This is a genomic window from Pseudomonas sp. Pseu.R1, assembly GCF_045764065.1.
Lineage (GTDB): Bacteria > Pseudomonadota > Gammaproteobacteria > Pseudomonadales > Pseudomonadaceae > Aquipseudomonas.
Window position 1 is genome coordinate 2,276,306 of the sequence record NZ_JBJGEE020000001.1, and the last position, 18,023, is coordinate 2,294,328.

Here is an 18,023-nt window from a genome sequence, read left to right on the forward strand (position 1 = left end):
GCTGATATACCGCACCCATTTGTAGGAGCGCCAAACTAGCCCTTGCTGGCCGCCGCCACAATCAACGCCTTCATCTCCGACACCGCCGACTTGAACCCGACGAACAACGCATGGGCCACCAGCGCATGACCGATGTTCAACTCATTGATGCCCTGGATCGCCGCCACCGCCTCCACGTTGTGGTAATGCAGGCCGTGCCCCGCGTTGACGATCAGCCCCTGCTGAATGCCAAACGCCACACCATCTGCAATGCGTTTCAGCTCTTCGGCGACTTCAGTCGGGGTCTCGGCGTCGGCATAGCGACCGGTGTGCAGCTCGATGGCCGGAGCCCCGACGCGAGCGGATGCTTCGATCTGGCGCTCATCGGCGTCAATAAACAGCGAGACTTCGCTGCCAATGGCCGACAGACGCTCCACGGCCGCCTTGATCCGCGCTTCCTGACCGGCCACATCCAGACCGCCTTCAGTGGTCAGTTCCTGACGGGTTTCCGGAACCAGACAAATATGGGCCGGGCGGATGCGCTCGGCGAACGCCATCATCTCTTCGGTCACGCCCATTTCGAAGTTCATGCGGGTCTGCAACACATCCTTGAGCAGCAATACATCACGCTCTTGAATATGGCGGCGGTCTTCACGCAGGTGAACGGTGATACCGTCAGCCCCCGCTTCTTCAGCATCCAATGCCGCTTTCACCGGGTCGGGATAGCGGGTGCCGCGTGCCTGACGCAAAGTCGCCACATGGTCGATGTTCACGCCGAGCAGAATGCGGGTGCTGTGAGTCACGTTGGTCTCCTGAAAAAAGGGTTCGAACAGGCCATGGCAGCCTGTTACTGACGAAAAATGCGTGTCGTTAAGGCTTTCGAAACAATTCCCGGCTCACCAGCGGGCGGCCACCCAGGTGCACCGCCAGCGCCTGACGCATCAAACGCTTGGCCGCTGAAAGCGCCCCCGGCGCCGTCCAGTCGGCCTCGGCCATCGCCAGCAGTTCCACGCCCTGAAACAGACCGGGCTGCAACAGATACACCCGCTCAAGCCCTGCGTCTACCTGCAAACGATAAAGGCCGTCTGCGACGAGCGGATCACCGTTGATGTCCGCGTCTAGGGCGAAACCGTAACCCAGCTCGTCCAGCAGGCGCCACTCGAAAGAGCGCAGCAAGGGTTCCAATGGGCGACCTTCGGCCAGCGCGGCCAACGTGGCGGCGTAGTGCTCGAAGATCCTGGGGTGAGGGTCTTCGGCGGGGAGCAAGCGAATCAGCAGCTCATTGAGATAGAGTCCGCTGAACAAGGCCTCGCCTTCCAGCCAGACGGCAATGCCCGCTCCTTCCATGCGGCCAACGTTCTTCAATTCGCCGCGCCCGCGAAACTCGACCTCAAGCGGTACGAATGGCCGCGCCAGCGAACCCGTCTTGCCTTTGGCGCTGCGCAGCACTGCGCGCAGCCGGCCTTGAGGCGTGATGAAGTCCACCAGTGCGCTGTTTTCGCGATAGGGTCGGCTGTGCAGGACGTAAGCAGGTTGGCCGGCGGGCGGGGATTGGGACATTCCGATCTCATGGGGGCTAAAACGTATCTACACACGCCACAAACCACTGTGGGAACGAATTCCTTCGCGATGCGCTGTGCCATACACCCGCACTGGTCGCTGACCCGACGCCATCGCGAATGAATTCGCTCCCACAATGTCTAGCGTCAACGTCAGGGTAGACGCCACGCAGTCAGTCTCTTACAGGTCGCCGTAGCCCAATGAACGCAAGGCGCGCTCATCATCGGACCAACCACCTTTGACCTTCACCCACAGGTTGAGCATCACCTTGGAGTCGAACAGCACTTCCATATCACGACGGGCATCGGAGCCGATGCGCTTGATGCGCTCGCCCTTGTCGCCAATGATGATTTTCTTCTGGCCATCACGCTCGACCAGAATCAGCGCATGAATGTGCAGGGTCTTGCCCTGCTGCTTGAACTCTTCGATCTCGACGGTGATCTGGTAGGGCAGCTCTGCGCCCAGCTGGCGCATGATCTTCTCGCGTACCAGCTCAGCGGCGAGGAAACGGCTGCTGCGGTCGGTGATCTGATCTTCCGGGAAAAAGTGGTCATTCTCTGGCAATTCGTCAGCAATGACTTTTTCCAGCGCGTCCAGGTTATGGCCCTGCTGCGCCGAGATCGGAATGATCTGCGCGTTGGGCAATTGCTCCTGCAACCAGGACAGGTGCGGCATCAACTCGGCCTTGTCCTCGATGCGATCGGTCTTGTTCAACGCGACAATCAGCGGGCCGGTCACGTATTGCACGCGCTCCAGCACCATCTGATCTTCATCGGTCCATTTGGTGCGGTCCACCACGAAAATCACCACGTCGACGTCTTTCAACGCCGCCGAAGCGGTCTTGTTCATGTAGCGGTTCAGTGCCTTGTCGCTGCCTTTGTGCATGCCGGGGGTATCGACGTAGATCGCCTGAACGGCGCCTTCGGTCTTGATGCCCAGCATGTTGTGGCGCGTGGTCTGTGGCTTGCGGGAGGTGATCGCGAGTTTCTGGCCGAGGATGTGGTTCAACAGCGTCGACTTGCCCACGTTTGGCCGGCCGACGATGGCGACATAGCCACAGCGTGTTGCAGTTGAATCAGTCATTGCCATTCTCCACTCCGAGGGCGATGAGGGCTGACGCAGCGGCTACCTGTTCGGCAATGCGGCGGCTGACACCCTGTCCCCGGCTTTTTTCGTTCAATAAGGTGACTTCGCATTCGACGAAAAAGGTTCGGCAATGCGGTTCACCCTGAATGTCCACCACCTCGTAACGCGGCAGCTCACAGGCGCGGGATTGCAAGAATTCCTGCAAACGGGTTTTCGGGTCCTTGTTAGTGTCCACCAGCGTCAGACCATCGAACTCGTTGGCCAGCCAGGCCAGAACGCGATCGCGAGCGGTCTGCATGTCAGAGTCCAGATAGATCGCACCGATCAACGCTTCCAGTGCGTCGGCCAGAATCGACTCGCGACGAAAGCCACCGCTTTTCAGTTCGCCGGAGCCCAGACGCAAGTATTCGCCCAAATCAAAGCCACGAGCCAGCAGCGCCAGGGTCTCGCCTTTCACAAGGCGTGCGCGCAAACGCGACAGCTGGCCTTCGCGAGCCTGGGGGAAACGCTCGAACAGCGCCTCACCGGCAACGAAGTTGAGAATGGCATCGCCGAGGAATTCGAGGCGCTCGTTGTTGCGCCCGGCAAAACTGCGGTGGGTCAGGGCCAGAACCATCAGTTCCTGATCCTTGAAGGTGTAACCGAGCTGACGCTCCAGACGACTCAATGACACGCTCACGGTGTACCCACGCTGAATTCGTGGTCGAATTTGACCACCAGATCAATGTTCTGGATCAGCGGCTCACGCTGCTCATATTTCAAATGGGCGAGGAACCGGTTGTTCTCCGTCGTCACACTTAACGCCTTCTTCAAATCCAAATCCCGGATGTTATTGACCAGCATGCCTTTGGCCACGTAGTCATAAAATTCGTCACTGGTGTTGATCTCTGCAGCCTTGTCAGTAGCGGTGGCTTCGATGATCTTCTTCAATGACATGTAATCGAGGTAATGCGGCACCAGCTTGGCGGCGGTACTCGCGGCAAATGCAAGGACGGCGAGCAAAAGCAGCCATCCAATGAACGACAAGCCCTTTTCCGAACCGACAGATGTCATGTGCGCCCTCAAGAATAGTCTTTCCCTGTTGCGTGCAATGTAAGCCTTGCAGCATAGCCTGCCGAAATGACATACGGCGCTGTATCAGACAGCGCCGCATCGGTGTTACTTGATCAGACCGACTCGTGAGAAGTTCGGAAAGTGGCTCAGCTTCGGCTCTGGCCAGCTCATCCATACGGCGAAGGCCTTGCCGACGATGTTCCTGTCGGGAACCATGCCCAGCTCTTCCTTGGGAATGTTGGGGTCATCCCAGTAGCGGCTGTCGTTGGAGTTGTCGCGGTTGTCACCCATCATGAAATAGTGACCGGCCGGAACCGTCCATTCATGATCAGGCGGCGCGCGGTAACGGCTCATTTCCTGACGAATCTGGTGCTGCACTTCGCCCAGCTTCTCGTCGTACAGCTCGGCACTGCCCAAAGTTCCCGGCTCGGAGCCAATCAGCTGTTTGGCGACCAGTTGGCCGTTGATGAACAACTGCTTGTCATTGGTGTAACGAATGACGTCGCCTGGCAGGCCGACTACACGCTTGATGTAGTTGACGTTGGGATCACTCGGGTAACGGAAGACCATGACGTCGCCCCGCTGCGGATCGCTGACCGGAATGACTTTCAGGTCGATCACCGGCAGGCGGATGCCGTAGGAGAACTTGTTGACCAGAATGAAATCGCCCACATCCAGCGTCGGTTTCATCGAACCCGACGGGATCTGGAACGGCTCGACCAGAAACGAACGCAGTACCAGCACGATGAACAGCACCGGAAAAAACGATTTACCGTACTCGACCAGCAACGGCTCTTTATTGAGCTGCTCGACGACCGCGACATCCGGCTGGCTGACGCTGCCCTGATAATTCGCGACCGCCGTGCGCCGACGCGGCGCCAGCACGATCAGGTCGAACAACGCCAGCACGCCGCAGACAAACACGGCGATGACCAACAACAGCGGGAAATTTAGTGACATAGGGCCTGTTTATTCCAACCTGAGCACAGCGAGGAAGGCGTCTTGTGGGATTTCCACGTTACCGACCTGCTTCATGCGTTTCTTACCGGCTTTCTGCTTCTCAAGCAGCTTTTTCTTACGGCTTACGTCACCACCGTAACACTTGGCCAGTACGTTCTTTCTGAGCGCCTTGACAGTTGTACGTGCGATAATCTGGCCACCGATGGCAGCCTGGATTGCTACGTCGAACATCTGACGAGGAATCAGTTCTTTCATTTTTTCGGTCAACGCACGGCCTTTATAGGCCGCGTTGTCGCGGTGCACGATCAGCGCCAGGGCGTCGACCTTATCGCCGTTGATCAGGACGTCCAGCTTCACCAGATTCGCCGACTGATAACGGTCGAAATGATAGTCCAGCGAGGCATAACCGCGACTGGTGGACTTCAGACGATCGAAGAAGTCCAGCACCACCTCGTTCATTGGCAGGTCGTAACTGACTTGAACCTGGCCACCCAGGAACTGCATGTCACGCTGAACGCCACGCTTCTCGATGCACAGCGTAATGACGTTACCCAAGTGCTCCTGAGGCACAAGGATATTGGCCCGCACGATCGGCTCGCGCATGTCTTCAACGGCGGAAATGTCCGGAAGCTTCGACGGGTTGTCGACGTAGATCGTTTCACCGGTCTTGAGCAGCAGCTCGAAAATGACGGTTGGCGCGGTGGTGATCAGGTCCAGGTCGTATTCGCGCTCCAGACGCTCCTGAATGATCTCCATGTGCAGCATGCCGAGGAAACCACAACGGAAGCCGAAACCCAGTGCATCGGAGCTTTCCGGCAGGTACTGGAGAGACGAGTCATTCAGCGTGAGCTTTTGCAGTGCGTCGCGGAAGTCTTCGAAGTCATCGGAGCTGACCGGAAACAGGCCTGCATAGACCTGCGGCTGGATCTTTTTGAAACCTGGCAGGACTTCAACCTCTGGGGTCGAAGACAGCGTCAGGGTGTCGCCCACTGGCGCGCCGTGAATGTCCTTGATGCTGGCAATGATGAAGCCCACTTCACCGGCCTTGAGGTCGGCGGTAGCGGTATGCTTCGGCGTGAACACACCGACGCTGTCGACCAGGTGAATCTTGCCGGTGGACTTGACCAGAATCTTGTCGCCCTTTTTGACGCGACCATGACGGACGCGCACCAGAGAGACAACGCCCAGGTAGTTGTCAAACCAGGAGTCGATGATCAGCGCCTGCAGCGGCGCATCGATATCACCCGTGGGCGCCGGAATGGTCTGAACCAGACGCTCCAGCACTTCATCAACGCCCATGCCGCTCTTGGCGCTGCACGCCACGGCGTCAGTGGCGTCGATACCAATGATCTTCTCGATTTCGTCTTTGACACGATCGGGTTCGGCCTGCGGCAAGTCCATCTTGTTCAGGACCGGCATGACTTCCAGGCCCTGTTCGATGGCGGTATAGCAGTTGGCAACGGACTGCGCTTCCACACCCTGTCCTGCATCGACCACCAGCAGCGCGCCTTCGCAGGCCGCCAGCGAACGGCTGACTTCATACGTGAAGTCAACGTGGCCGGGAGTGTCAATGAAGTTCAACTGGTAGGTGTTGCCGTCCTTCGCCTTGTAGTGAAGGGTGACGCTGTGGGCCTTGATCGTGATCCCGCGCTCGCGCTCCAGGTCCATGGAATCAAGCACCTGGGCTTCCATTTCACGCTCACTCAGGCCGCCGCACATCTGGATGAAACGGTCAGCCAGCGTCGACTTGCCATGGTCAATGTGGGCGATGATGGAGAAATTGCGGATATGACTCAAATCACTCACGGATCAACACTCGAAAAAAGATTGCAGGCAGGTTGCCTGCCAAAAATAGCCGGGAATTGTACCTGAAGGAACATCGGGGCGTCACGTTCGCACGCGAGGCCTGATCGCCGACCGTCTGCCCGATACAAAAAAGGAGCGGCCTGGCCGCTCCTTTTCCCGTCTGGCGGTTTATTCCGCCAGTTTGAACGTGATGAACGTGGCGCGGCCCTGACGCAAGACACGCATCGAGACCGAACGGTTCTTCGGCAAGCCCTTGGCCACTTCGGTGAACTGCTTGGCCGAAGTGATGGCCTGGTTGTTCAGGTGGGTAATCACATCACCGGTTTGCAGACCGATCAACGAAGCAGGACCGTCCTGAACATCCTTGATGACCACGCCGCCCTTGAGATCCAGCGATTTCATCTGCTCGGCAGTGAGATCGGTGACCGACACGCCCAGACGATTGCTGCTGCGCTCGACGCCCGAATCGGTCGCGCCCATTTCTTCGCCCTCAGCTGGCAACGCGCCCACGGTCACGGTCAGTTTCTGACGCTTGCCATCGCGAATCACTTCCAGCTCAGCCTTGCTGCCGTCTTTCAGATTGCCGATCAAGTGCGGCAAGTCAGCGGACATGACGATCGGCGTGCCGTTGGCGCTGAGAATCACGTCACCCACCTGCAGGCCGCCCTTGGCCGCAGGACCGTCTTCCAGCACCTGTGCCACCAGTGCGCCCGCTGGCTTGTCCAGACCGAACGACTCGGCCAGATCCTTGTTCACTTCCTGAATCACGACCCCCAGCCAGCCACGGTTAACCTTGCCGTTGGCCTTGAGCTGATTGGCAACGTCCATCGCCACATCGATCGGGATCGCGAACGACAGGCCCATGAAACCGCCGGAGCGGGTGAAAATCTGCGAGTTGATACCCACGACTTCACCGGCCATGTTGAACAGCGGACCACCCGAGTTACCCGGGTTGATGGCCACGTCGGTCTGAATGAACGGTACGTAGGTGTCGTTCGGCAGGCTACGGCCTTTGGCGCTGACGATACCTTTGGTCACCGAGTGGTCGAAGCCGAATGGCGAACCGATTGCCAGTACCCACTCACCGACTTTCAACTTGTCGGAGTTGCCCAGCTTGACGGTTGGCAGGTCTTTGCCATCGATTTTCAACACCGCAACGTCAGTGCGTGGATCGGTGCCGATCAGTTTGGCTTTCATTTCACTGCGATCGGACAGACGCACGAGAATCTCGTCCGCGCCATCGATCACATGGTTGTTGGTCAGAATGAAGCCATCGGCCGAGATGATGAAGCCCGACCCCAGGGATTGCGCTTCACGCTGACGATCGCCCTTGCCGGGCGAACGTGAGCCTGGCGGCATGCTGCGCTCAAGGAATTCGCGCAACATCGGCGGCAGGCCTTCGAGGTCCGGCATCTGTCCTTGAGCAACCGAACGGTCCGGCAGTTTCTGGCGGGTGCTGATGTTCACGACGGCAGGAGACGCCTGTTCCACCAAAGTCGTGAAGTCCGGCAGGGCTTCAGCCTGCGCAGTGAGGACCTGGCCCAGCATCAGCACGGCGGCCATCCAGGACAGATAAGTTTTCAAACGTGGTATCGACATACGGCTCCCGTTCACAACGAGCATGGTTAAGCGGTACGAACCTCAAGGTTCGAGGAGCATCTACAGAACGCAGCTTTGCGCGGTGTACTGCTCTGGCCCAGTTTTACTCTCAGTCAGCTTTCTAAACGCTGAAAACAACAAAGGCCAGAGCCGCGAAGCTGTGACCTATAGAAAAAAAAGGATGTGATTGCAACCTGCAAAGCTCACCAAACATTTCAGCATCTCGTTTTAAGCCCGCATTCTCTGGGCCGAAAGCTGGAAATGCCCAATATGAAACCTTTTTCATAGTGGGCACTTACCGTTTTTGTCAGCTTACTTTTTGGTGACCGGCGCAGCGGCGTCGCTGCGCATCGAAAGCGCAATACGCTCTGCGGTCCCAATCGGAATTTCACCGACCACCGTCACCATCGCATCGCCCTTGGGCGTGGTCAGGCGGCGCGACACCGCAACGGTCGGGCCTAATTGAGTACGGATATCCGTGACCTCCGCCCCGCTGACCGGCTCAATGAACACAGAGAATCGTGCCAGACCATCGTCATACATCAGACTGGTGACCAGCGCCTTGGAGTCTGGATCATTGCGTGCTGCTGCACTGCTCAACTCAAAACCTGGTGGCAACCAGTCCGAATGCCAGGCCACCTGCTGTTTCTGCGTGTCAGACTTGGTCTTGGCGACCTCGACCGCCTTGCAATCAGCGCTGGGTTGCAGCATTTGATCAGTCGGCAGGTTGGCAGTGTCCAGCTCGGTGAACTGGAAGCGTTCGAGCAGTTGCCCCTTGTCACTGAGCAACAACGACTTGAGCGGCAATCCGGTTTCGCTGTCCAGATGCAATTCGATGCCGTAACGGTGCTGATCCTTGGGCGTCAGCGTCACTACGGTCGCCGATCGCCCGGCAACACGCGAACTGCCCGCCACTTTCATGTCGTACCAGGCTGACAGCTTGGCCGCATCGAATGCGTGAGCGGGCGAATCAGGGAAATTCGAGACACCGGCCACCAGCGTACCGCTGACGCACTGGGTCACCCCGTCGACGCGCAGCACTTCCTGAGCGGAACCATCGAGTTGAAGAAGATGCTCACGAACCTTGCCATCGACGACGCGATGCCAGATTCGATGAGTGGAGAAGCTTCCATTGCGTTCATAGACGAAAGTGCCTTGGAAGCTTTGCTTTTGCTCAGCCTGCGCAAGACGCTTGAGCTGGCCTTGCGCATCATCGGCATGAGCTGGAAGGACCAGCCACCCACCAAGCAGAAGCGGCACTAGAGGGATGGCGCGCATGATCCTCCTTAACGGTTTTCCAGGCTGGCGGCGCGGGCGTATGGCAACGCGCTTTCAGTGCCCTTCAACGCAGCTTGCTGAGCATGTTGACGCAGATAACCTGGCAGACGCTGATCGTGCCAACCGGCCTGATTCTGCAATACGCCGCTGGCCATCGGACCCGGGGCCGGCTCGCTCTCGGTGTAACCGGCCAATACCGCCGGACCTTTGACTTGAGGCATGGCGATGCTGGCAGGCTGTGCCGATTGCTGAGCCAGTTGGGCGCCAGCGATTTCATCCTGGTTATACAGACGCACGCCCGCCAGCACAGCGACAGTGACCGACGCTGCAACAGCCAGACGACCCAGCGTACGCCAAGGGCCACGACCGGCCTTGAGCGGACTGACTTCATCGGCGATCGCGGCAGACACGGCGGCCGAGATGTCCAGATGAGGCATCAGCAGCTCTTTATGCATGGCTGCGCGAGCAATTTGATAACGCGACCACGTGGCCCGTGTATCCGCATCGTCGATTGCATTGAGCACCCGACGTAATTCCAATTCGTCCGCTTCGTTATCCATCACCGCGGACAGCGATTCCTGCAGGGCTTCACGACTCATGGCGGTTCCTCTCTTTGGCTATCGCCGCTGTCTCAGGTTTCCTGCAACAAAGGCTGCAGGGCTTTATCAATGGCTTCCCGAGCGCGGAAGATGCGAGAGCGCACGGTACCAACCGGACATTGCATCACGCTCGCAATGTCTTCGTAACTCAGACCGTCAAACTCACGCAAAGTTAGAGCTGTACGTAAATCTTCTGGCAGTAGCTGGATGGTCCGATGGACGGTGCCTTCGATCTCATCCCTCAACAATGCACGTTCCGGCGACTCGATGTCCTTGAGGCCATGATCGCCGTCGTAGAACTCCGCGTCTTCAGATCTGACATCGCTGTCCGGCGGCCGCCGACCTCGCGACACCAGATAGTTTTTCGCCGTGTTAATGGCGATCCGGTACAGCCACGTATAAAACGCACTGTCGCCGCGGAAATTCCCCAGTGCACGGTAAGCCTTGATAAAAGCCTCTTGCGCGACATCCTGGGCTTCATGGGTGTCGTGGACGAATCTCACGATCAACCCAAGAATTTTGTGCTGATATTTCACCACTAGCAGATCAAAGGCTCGCTTGTCGCCGCGTTGTACGCGTTCGACCAGTTGCTGATCCTCTTCCTGGGTTAGCATGAACACTCCTCATAGAGCTCAAAGGAGTGTTGCAGAGGCTGCTTCACAGACTTGCAACCATAGACTCGGGCTTTTCGCAAAAGTTCTCCCCCCTTCAAGCAAGTTTCCGGCGAGCGTTGGTGGCCCGCACGAAAAACGCAGCTCGAACATGGTCGGCTGCGTGAATAATCTTGTCGTCGAATGCGCGTGCCTCGGCCAGTCAAAACGGCCACGGCACAGCGCCGACGCTGTCCCTTTATCGGCAACCCTCTATTGAACGTGGGGCTTTATGAAAAGTTCCCACATTTCAATTCAGAGCGTAAGACACGCATCAAGGTGTTTACGGGATCCAATTCGACGCAGTGACCGACATTGAATTTGCCCGCCAAACGGTATGCACGATGCTGCGGAGTAGCGCACAATCCGCCCCCCGCTGTGATTCACAATTGCCATAAAATCCCAGCCATTGTGCCGTTCTCACCCTTTACATACTAGTGGCCATTTAGAAGCCGGAAATCACAATGAGTCGACATTTTCAGCACGACGTTTTGGTAATTGGCAGTGGCGCGGCCGGATTGAGCCTTGCCTTGACCCTGCCCGATCATTTGCGCGTTGCCGTCTTGAGCAAAGGCGACCTGGCCAACGGCTCGACCTTCTGGGCACAGGGGGGCGTGGCAGCGGTATTGGATAATGCAGACACCGTGCAGTCCCACGTCGAAGACACTCTCAATGCCGGGGGCGGTTTGTGTAATGAAGACGCGGTGAGATTCACGGTCGAGCACAGCCGCGAGGCCATTCAATGGCTGATCGACATGGGCGTACCCTTCACTCGCGACGATCAATCGGCAGTGGTCGACGGCGGGTTTGAATTTCACCTCACTCGCGAGGGTGGGCACAGTCACCGCCGCATCATTCACGCGGCTGATGCAACGGGTGCTGCGATTTTCCGCACCCTGCTGGCGGCTGCCAAAGCCCGGCCCAACATTGAACTGCTGGAACAGCGTGTGGCCGTCGACCTGATCACCGAGCGTCGACTGGGTCGGGACGGCGCCCGCTGCCTCGGCGCCTACGTGCTGGACCGTTCGACCGGCGAGGTCGACACCCACAGCGCGCGCTTCACGATTCTGGCGTCGGGCGGTGCCGCCAAGGTCTACCTTTATACCAGCAATCCGGACGGTGCCTGCGGCGACGGTATCGCCATGGCCTGGCGTTCGGGCTGCCGGGTCGGCAACCTGGAATTCAACCAGTTTCACCCCACGTGCCTCTACCATCCGCAGGCCAAGAGTTTTCTGGTCACCGAAGCGCTGCGCGGCGAAGGCGCCTATCTGAAGCTGCCCAACGGCGAGCGCTTCATGCAGCGCTTCGACGAGCGCGCCGAGCTGGCCCCCCGCGACATCGTGGCCCGCGCCATCGACCATGAAATGAAACGACTGGGCGTCGATTGCGTTTATCTGGACATCAGCCACAAACCCGAAGACTTCGTCAAAACGCATTTTCCGACCGTTTACGAGCGCTGCCTGGAATTTGGGATCGACATTACCCGCCAATCGATTCCAGTCGTACCGGCGGCGCATTACACCTGTGGCGGGGTCGTTGTCGATCAGCACGGTCGCACCGATGTACCAGGCTTGTATGCGATTGGCGAAACCAGTTTCACCGGCTTGCATGGCGCCAACCGCATGGCCAGCAACTCGTTGCTGGAATGCTTCGTGTACGCCCGTTCGGCGGCGGCCGACATTATCGCGCAACTGCCCACGATCACTCAGCCGCAAAACCTGCCGTTCTGGGATGCCAGCCAAGTGACCGATTCAGACGAAGACGTGATCATCGCGCATAACTGGGACGAACTGCGGCGATTCATGTGGGACTACGTCGGGATCGTGCGCACGACCAAGCGTTTGCAGCGCGCGCAACACCGCGTGCAATTGCTGCTGGATGAAATCGATGAGTTTTACAGCAACTACAAGGTGAGCCGCGACCTGATCGAGCTGCGCAATCTGGCGCAAGTCGCCGAGTTGATGATTGCCTCGGCCATGGCGCGCAAGGAAAGCCGGGGCCTGCATTACACGCTGGACTACCCGGACATGCTGCCCGAAGCCGTAGACACTATTCTGGTGCCGCCCACCTTCGGCGACTGAATTTCAGCCGCAGACGCAGGCGCCGGTGATTGTCCGGCGCCATTGCGTCGCCAGGAATGCAGACGCTCCTGACCCAATACCGCGACAACCAATGGCCGCCCATCAAGCGAAACCGGAGCAGGATCAGGTTCGGCAAGGCGATGCTGTCAGGCCGCAGTTGTACCGGTTGCCAGCCGTCACGCTCGTTCCAGAGATGCCAACCAGCGCTGTCACGACGCAAAGCGGTAAATCCAATATCGCTGTTGCTCAGCGTCGGCCAGACGCGCAGGCCATGCAGCAGACACAGCAATACACCGACCACCCTGGCCCAGAACGGGATTTCAAGCAGGGAAACCGAGAACAGCGCCAGCGTTTGCGCGCCGAGGTACGCCATCAGCAACGCACGGGAACGCTGCCAACGGCATTCGAAACGGTCATTTCGGCTGGACACGGTCCAGAATCATGCGAACCATGCGCTGCAACTCGGGGTCTTCGGACTCGGTGCGCTCCATGAACCACCCGAACATGTCCTGATCTTCACAGGTCAACAGGCGGACATAGAGCGCGCGGTCGACGTCGTTGAGCGACGGATAGACTTCCTGGACGAACGGCACCAGCAGGACGTCCAGTTCAAGCATGCCGCGTCGGCTGTGCCAGAACAGGCGATTGAGTTCAATTTGTTCGACCATGGAGGGCTCCTCGAATTTGCGGGCGAGTATACAGGCGCAGCGCTGTTCGGCGTACCCACAGTTAGTCGCAGGTTTTTGCACATAGTCATTATCAGGATTCGGATATACCCATTACACCCTCTGAGCACTATCATGGCGCCTCAGACTTCTACCCCTGCGATGACTCATGGCCGATTCAGCTTTTTTCTGCCCGCTCTCTCACGAAGGTGTGCTAGCCGTTCGCGGCGTGGATGCCAGCAAGTTTCTTCAAGGCCAACTGACCTGCAACATGGACTACCTGAGCGACGCCAAAGCCACGCTCGGCGCCCGTTGCACGCAAAAAGGCCGCATGCAGTCCAGTTTCCGTATCCTGCTGGAAGGTGATGGCGTTGTACTGGCGATGGCCAGCGAGCTGATCGATCTGCAATTGCTGGACTTGAGAAAGTACGCCGTGTTCTCCAAATCCAAGCTGACGGACGAAAGTGCCTCCTGGGCGCGCTTTGGTCTGAATCATGCGGACGCCGCGCTGACGAGCCTGGGCCTGGAATTGCCCGCCGACACCGACGCGGTCGCACGAACTCAGGATCTGATCGCCATCCGTGTCTCCCCTGCCCGCGCCGAACTCTGGGTGCGCGCCGATCAGGCTGACGAGATCAACTCACGTCTGGCTGCCGTTGTGCCAGAAGGCTCGTTGAACGACTGGTTGCTGGGGCAGATTCGCGCCGGTATCGGCCAGGTGTTCGCGCAAACCCGCGAAGAATTCATTCCGCAGATGATCAACTTGCAGGCCGTTGGCGGCGTCAGCTTCAGAAAAGGCTGCTACACCGGTCAGGAAATCGTCGCGCGCATGCAGTATCTGGGCAAACTCAAGCGTCGTCAGTATCGCCTTTCACTGCAAGGCAACGACGTACCGGAGCCGGGTGTCGAACTGTTCTCGCCGGTACATGCCAGCTCGGTCGGCAATGTGGTGCTGGCCGCGAGTGCCGGTTCGAACATCGAACTGCTGGCAGTATTGCAGGCAGATGCGGTAGAAGACGGCAACATCCACCTCGGCGCGCCGGACGGCCCGGCGTTGCAACTGAGCGAATTGCCTTACACGTTGGACGCCAAGCTTGAAACACAGCGTTAACCGTCGCTGTCCACCCGGCGTCGTCGCGCGGCGTCGGGGTGGCTGGAACGCACTTTTCAGAGACCCTATATGAGTAGCATGGCTGACAAGGTGCAGAAGGATCTGATCAGGGCGATCGAGAAGGACGCCCTGTTTCTGCCGACGCTGCCTGAAGTGGCAATGAGAATCCGTCTGGCGGCGGAAGACTCGGAGATCACCATCGCCGAATTGAGCAAGGTCATCGGCAGTGATACCGCGTTGTCCGCTCGCTTGATCAAAGTGGTGAACAGCCCCTTGTTGCGGCCCAACTTCGAAGTCAGCGACGTACTGACGGCGGTGCGTCGTCTGGGCGTCAATTACAGCTGCAACCTGGCGATCGGCCTGGTGGTGGAGCAAATGTTTCACGCCAAATCGAACGTCATCGAAGCCAAGATGCGCGACATCTGGAAACTGAGCCTGCAAGTGGCAGGGGTGGCGAGCCTGTTGAGCTTGCGGCGCGCTCATCTGAAGGCCGACAAGGCGACCTTGGCAGGCCTGATTCATCTGATTGGCGTATTGCCGATCCTGACCTACGCCGAGGATAACTTCGAACTGCTGGCCGATCCGATCAGCCTCAATCATGTGATCGAGCGTATTCATCCCATCATCGGTGAACGGTTGCTGCGATCTTGGGACTTCCCGGAAGCGCTGGCCATCGTGCCGAGGCAATTCCAGAACTTCGGCCGGGTTTCCGAACAGGCTGATTATGTGGATCTGGTGCAGGTCGCGACCGTTCATGTGCACGAAGCGACAGGCAGGCCTTACGCCAATCTTGAGGTGATGGCAATGACTGCGGTCAGGCAATTGGGGCTGAACATGGCCGATGGCGAGTTGATTGGTCAGATGAATGAGGCGATGACGCTGCTTTATTGAATCGCGTTCTAGTGATAGTTGTCCGCCGTATGTCATGTGTGGGAGCCGCCTTGGTGGCGAAAGCGCTGGGTCAGTCATAGCGTTGTCGCCTGACACACCGCCTTCGCCAGCAAGCCGGCTCCCACAAAAGTCGCATTCAACCGCAAATGCTCTTGCACATGACAATCCTCTTACTACGACGCGCCCTCACATCCAGGAAACGTTACGCGCACCTTCAACCCACGCTCAGCCCCATCGTGCAGGGTGATCTGCGCCAGATGCGCACGGCAGATTTCCCCAACAATGGCCAGCCCCAATCCTGACCCCGAACTCTGCTGATTACGCCGGTAAAAGCGCTCGAACACCCGGTCGCGCTCATGCAGCGGGATGCCGGGGCCATCGTCCTCGACTTCCAGCACGCAGGGCGAATGAACCCGCAGTACCACATTGCCTCCGGGCGGCGTATGGGCCAGTGCGTTATCGACCAGATTGCTCAACAGTTCGTTGAGCAATGTCGGCTCGCCTTTCACCCACACGGGTTCCTCCGCTTCAAGGGCCAGTGCGACGCCTCGCTTGTAGGCCAACGGCGCCATGGCCATCCCCAGCTCCCGCGCCAACTGGCTGAGATCCAGCAACTGCGCGCCGCCCTCGGCAATCGCCCTCGCACCGTTTTCGATGCGCGCCAGAGAAAGCAACTGATTGGCCAGATGGGTCAGTTTGTCAGTGCCCGTTGCCGCACTTTCCAGGGTGGCGCGCCACATGAGCGGGTCCTGGTCGCGCAAACCCAGTTCGAGCCGCGCCTTGAGTGCAGCCAGTGGGGTACGAAGTTCGTGGGCCGCATCGGCGATGAACTGGGCCTGACGCTCGAACTGCATGCGAAGCCGTTCGGTGAAGTGGTTGAGCGAACTCACCAACGGGCGCAATTCGTGCTGCACCTGCACCATGGGCAGAGAACGCAAATCGTCGGGCTGGCGCTCTTCCACGGCCGTGCGCAGGCGATCCAGCGGGCGCAACGCCGCACTGACCGTGAACCACACCAGCAACAACGCGCCACTGCCGAGCATACCCAGGCGCAGCAGTGTGTCGGCCATCAGACCACGGGCCATGTTGACTCGCTGTTCTTCGGTTTCCGCCACACGAATTTCAGCGATGCCGTTCATGTTCGGCTCGCTGACCGCCTTGAGCAGACTGACCACCCGCACATCCTGGCCCTGATAGCGGGCGCTGTAGAACTTGGCCAGTGCTGGATAATCGTCGGTGCGCGGCGTGCCCGGAGGCGGCGGCGGAATGCCCTCGTAGCCGGAAATCAGCTTGTGGTTGATGTCGTTGACTTGGTAGTAAATCCGCCCGGCACTGTCGTAGGCGAAGGTGTCGAGGGCAACGTAGGGCACATCGGCGCTCAGTGTTCCGTCCCGCTCGGACAGCCCCGCAGCGATGGTCCGCGCCGAGGCCAGCAGGGTGCGGTCGTAAGCCGTATCCGCCGCTTCTCGCCCATTCCAGTACGCACTCATGCCGCTGGCGATCATCAGCATTACCAGCAATAACCCCAGGTTCCACAGCAGGCGCCAGCGCAGGCTGTTTTCCGCTGAGGGGAACGGGTTAAGCATCGCGACTTTCCAGCAGGTAGCCCAAGCCACGAAACGTCACGATCGCGATGGGATGACCGTCGAGCTTCTTGCGCAGGCGGTGCACATAGATTTCGATGGCGTCTGCACTGGCCTCTTCGTCCAACCCGAACACCTGCGAGGCCAGTTGCTCTTTGCTCATCACCCGGCCCGGACGTGCGATCAACGCTTCGAGCACCGACTGCTCGCGGGAAGTCAAAGTCATGGCCTCATCACCCAATGTGAAGCGTCGCGTGTCCAGATCGTAGGCCAGCACACCGCAACGCTGCTGGCGTTCGCCCCCCAGCACGCTGCGACGCAGCAACGCTTTCACCCGCGCCTCCAGCTCCGACAACTCAAAGGGTTTGGCCAAATAATCGTCGGCCCCCAAGTTCAGGCCATGCACCCGATCCTTCACGTCGCTACGGGCCGTAAGCATCAACACCGGGGTGTTTTTGCCCCGTGCGCGCAGTTTGGCCAGCACCTCGAAACCGTCCATGCGCGGCAGGCCGACATCAAGAATCGCCACAGCGTACTCTTCGCTGCTCAAGGCCAGATCAGCCGCCACGCCATCGTGCAGAACGTCCACGGTCAGGCCGCTCCCCTTGAGGGCCAGCGCGACACTTTCAGCCAGTTGCAGATGGTCTTCGACGAGCAGGACACGCATCGGTTTCTCCCGATTGAGGCTTTTTGTGGGGCGGAGTTTACAGGCGCAAGGCGGTCTGTGAAGGCCCGAAATACGCCGAAAGCGGCCAGTGAACAACAAAACCCTGCCAACGAAAGCTTCATGAAAGGTAGTTGAAAGGTTGATGAAAGCTTCGCTGATTAGGATCCGTTTACGACTCGTTACGGTTGCGCGTTTTACAGCCAACGTGACGTCAGGGTCGTGACGAAAAACGCCTCGATGCGTTTTCAACAATAAAAACAATATCGGAGTCATCGGTGATGCAATCACTGCAATCTTCGGCCACCGCGCCGTCTGAATCCCATTCTGTTTTGAGTACACTTCGCCACGTTGTAGCGCAGTGCATCGTCACGTCCCCGTTCTTGATCCCGGCAGGCTTTTCACGCTGCTGAACCTCTGCCTGATCGACAACCGAACGCCTTAAAAACAACAACTCC

Annotated in this window: 18 protein-coding genes; 3 read left to right on the forward strand and 15 right to left on the reverse strand. The window is 58.6% G+C overall.

Translation table 11 applies throughout. The features are described from left to right. Positions 1 to 35: 35 nt before the first annotated feature. From pdxJ to rpoE, 11 genes are all read right to left on the reverse strand, one after another. A complete protein-coding gene (pdxJ, locus tag ACI5GA_RS10475) occupies positions 36 to 782 on the reverse strand; it encodes a pyridoxine 5'-phosphate synthase (RefSeq protein WP_421422734.1) in 747 nt (248 codons plus the stop codon). Between the two features lie 67 nt (positions 783 to 849). Next, positions 850 to 1,539: a DNA repair protein RecO gene (recO, locus tag ACI5GA_RS10480; RefSeq protein WP_421422736.1), complete on the reverse strand. Its 690-nt coding sequence runs from the start codon at positions 1,537 to 1,539 to the stop codon at positions 850 to 852. A 180-nt stretch (positions 1,540 to 1,719) separates the two neighbouring features. Beyond that, positions 1,720 to 2,622, reverse strand: a complete 903-nt coding sequence (gene era / locus ACI5GA_RS10485) for a GTPase Era (protein WP_404636047.1) — start codon at positions 2,620 to 2,622, stop codon at positions 1,720 to 1,722. Then, on the reverse strand, positions 2,615 to 3,304 hold the full coding sequence (gene rnc / locus ACI5GA_RS10490) for a ribonuclease III (RefSeq protein WP_404636045.1): 690 nt from the start codon (positions 3,302 to 3,304) through the stop codon (positions 2,615 to 2,617). Before rnc ends, era begins: the two co-directional genes overlap by 8 nt. Next, a complete protein-coding gene (locus tag ACI5GA_RS10495; protein WP_404636043.1) occupies positions 3,301 to 3,678 on the reverse strand; it encodes a DUF4845 domain-containing protein in 378 nt (125 codons plus the stop codon). Before ACI5GA_RS10495 ends, rnc begins: the two co-directional genes overlap by 4 nt. 105 nt (positions 3,679 to 3,783) lie before the next feature. Beyond that, the gene (gene lepB / locus ACI5GA_RS10500) at positions 3,784 to 4,638 is read right to left on the reverse strand and encodes a signal peptidase I (protein WP_404636041.1); all 855 of its coding nucleotides are present in this window, start codon (positions 4,636 to 4,638) and stop codon (positions 3,784 to 3,786) included. 9 nt (positions 4,639 to 4,647) lie between these two features. Continuing rightward, on the reverse strand, positions 4,648 to 6,444 hold the full coding sequence (gene lepA, locus ACI5GA_RS10505) for a translation elongation factor 4 (protein ID WP_404636039.1): 1,797 nt from the start codon (positions 6,442 to 6,444) through the stop codon (positions 4,648 to 4,650). 168 nt (positions 6,445 to 6,612) lie between these two features. Continuing rightward, complete coding sequence (locus ACI5GA_RS10510; RefSeq protein WP_421425467.1) at positions 6,613 to 8,007, reverse strand: DegQ family serine endoprotease; 1,395 nt, start codon at positions 8,005 to 8,007, stop codon at positions 6,613 to 6,615. Between the two features lie 348 nt (positions 8,008 to 8,355). After that, the gene (locus ACI5GA_RS10515) at positions 8,356 to 9,321 is read right to left on the reverse strand and encodes a MucB/RseB C-terminal domain-containing protein (protein ID WP_421422737.1); all 966 of its coding nucleotides are present in this window, start codon (positions 9,319 to 9,321) and stop codon (positions 8,356 to 8,358) included. 8 nt (positions 9,322 to 9,329) lie between these two features. Then, positions 9,330 to 9,920 carry a sigma-E factor negative regulatory protein gene (locus tag ACI5GA_RS10520; protein ID WP_404636035.1) on the reverse strand — a complete coding sequence of 197 codons (591 nt, stop codon included), beginning with the start codon at positions 9,918 to 9,920 and terminating at the stop codon, positions 9,330 to 9,332. 32 nt (positions 9,921 to 9,952) lie between these two features. Beyond that, positions 9,953 to 10,534, reverse strand: coding sequence for an RNA polymerase sigma factor RpoE (gene rpoE / locus ACI5GA_RS10525; protein WP_037014368.1), 582 nt, complete (start codon positions 10,532 to 10,534; stop codon positions 9,953 to 9,955). A 500-nt stretch (positions 10,535 to 11,034) separates the two neighbouring features. Here rpoE and nadB point away from each other — a divergent pair, with 500 nt between their 5' ends. After that, positions 11,035 to 12,651, forward strand: coding sequence for an L-aspartate oxidase (gene nadB / locus ACI5GA_RS10530; protein WP_404636033.1), 1,617 nt, complete (start codon positions 11,035 to 11,037; stop codon positions 12,649 to 12,651). Here nadB and ACI5GA_RS10535 read toward each other — a convergent pair. Together ACI5GA_RS10535 and ACI5GA_RS10540 are read right to left on the reverse strand one after the other, a co-directional pair. Further along, positions 12,620 to 13,081 carry a protein YgfX gene (locus tag ACI5GA_RS10535; protein ID WP_404636031.1) on the reverse strand — a complete coding sequence of 154 codons (462 nt, stop codon included), beginning with the start codon at positions 13,079 to 13,081 and terminating at the stop codon, positions 12,620 to 12,622. The two genes, nadB and ACI5GA_RS10535, sit on opposite strands and share 32 nt — an antisense overlap. After that, entirely contained in the window at positions 13,065 to 13,319 is a 255-nt protein-coding gene (locus ACI5GA_RS10540) for a succinate dehydrogenase assembly factor 2 (protein WP_404636029.1), read from the reverse strand. The genes ACI5GA_RS10535 and ACI5GA_RS10540 overlap by 17 nt, the downstream gene beginning before the upstream one ends. Before the next feature lie 166 nt (positions 13,320 to 13,485). Here ACI5GA_RS10540 and ACI5GA_RS10545 point away from each other — a divergent pair, with 166 nt between their 5' ends. Together ACI5GA_RS10545 and ACI5GA_RS10550 are read left to right on the forward strand one after the other, a co-directional pair. After that, positions 13,486 to 14,427 carry a YgfZ/GcvT domain-containing protein gene (locus ACI5GA_RS10545; protein ID WP_404636027.1) on the forward strand — a complete coding sequence of 314 codons (942 nt, stop codon included), beginning with the start codon at positions 13,486 to 13,488 and terminating at the stop codon, positions 14,425 to 14,427. A gap of 69 nt (positions 14,428 to 14,496) precedes the next feature. Further along, entirely contained in the window at positions 14,497 to 15,318 is an 822-nt protein-coding gene (locus tag ACI5GA_RS10550; RefSeq protein WP_404636025.1) for an HDOD domain-containing protein, read from the forward strand. A gap of 173 nt (positions 15,319 to 15,491) precedes the next feature. On the opposite strand, the gene ACI5GA_RS10555 is transcribed toward ACI5GA_RS10550, so the two are convergent. Both ACI5GA_RS10555 and ACI5GA_RS10560 read right to left on the reverse strand, forming a co-directional pair. Continuing rightward, on the reverse strand, positions 15,492 to 16,904 hold the full coding sequence (locus ACI5GA_RS10555; protein WP_421422738.1) for a sensor histidine kinase: 1,413 nt from the start codon (positions 16,902 to 16,904) through the stop codon (positions 15,492 to 15,494). Continuing rightward, positions 16,897 to 17,568, reverse strand: coding sequence for a response regulator (locus ACI5GA_RS10560; protein ID WP_404636021.1), 672 nt, complete (start codon positions 17,566 to 17,568; stop codon positions 16,897 to 16,899). The genes ACI5GA_RS10555 and ACI5GA_RS10560 overlap by 8 nt, the downstream gene beginning before the upstream one ends. Between the last annotated feature and the right edge of the window lie 455 nt (positions 17,569 to 18,023).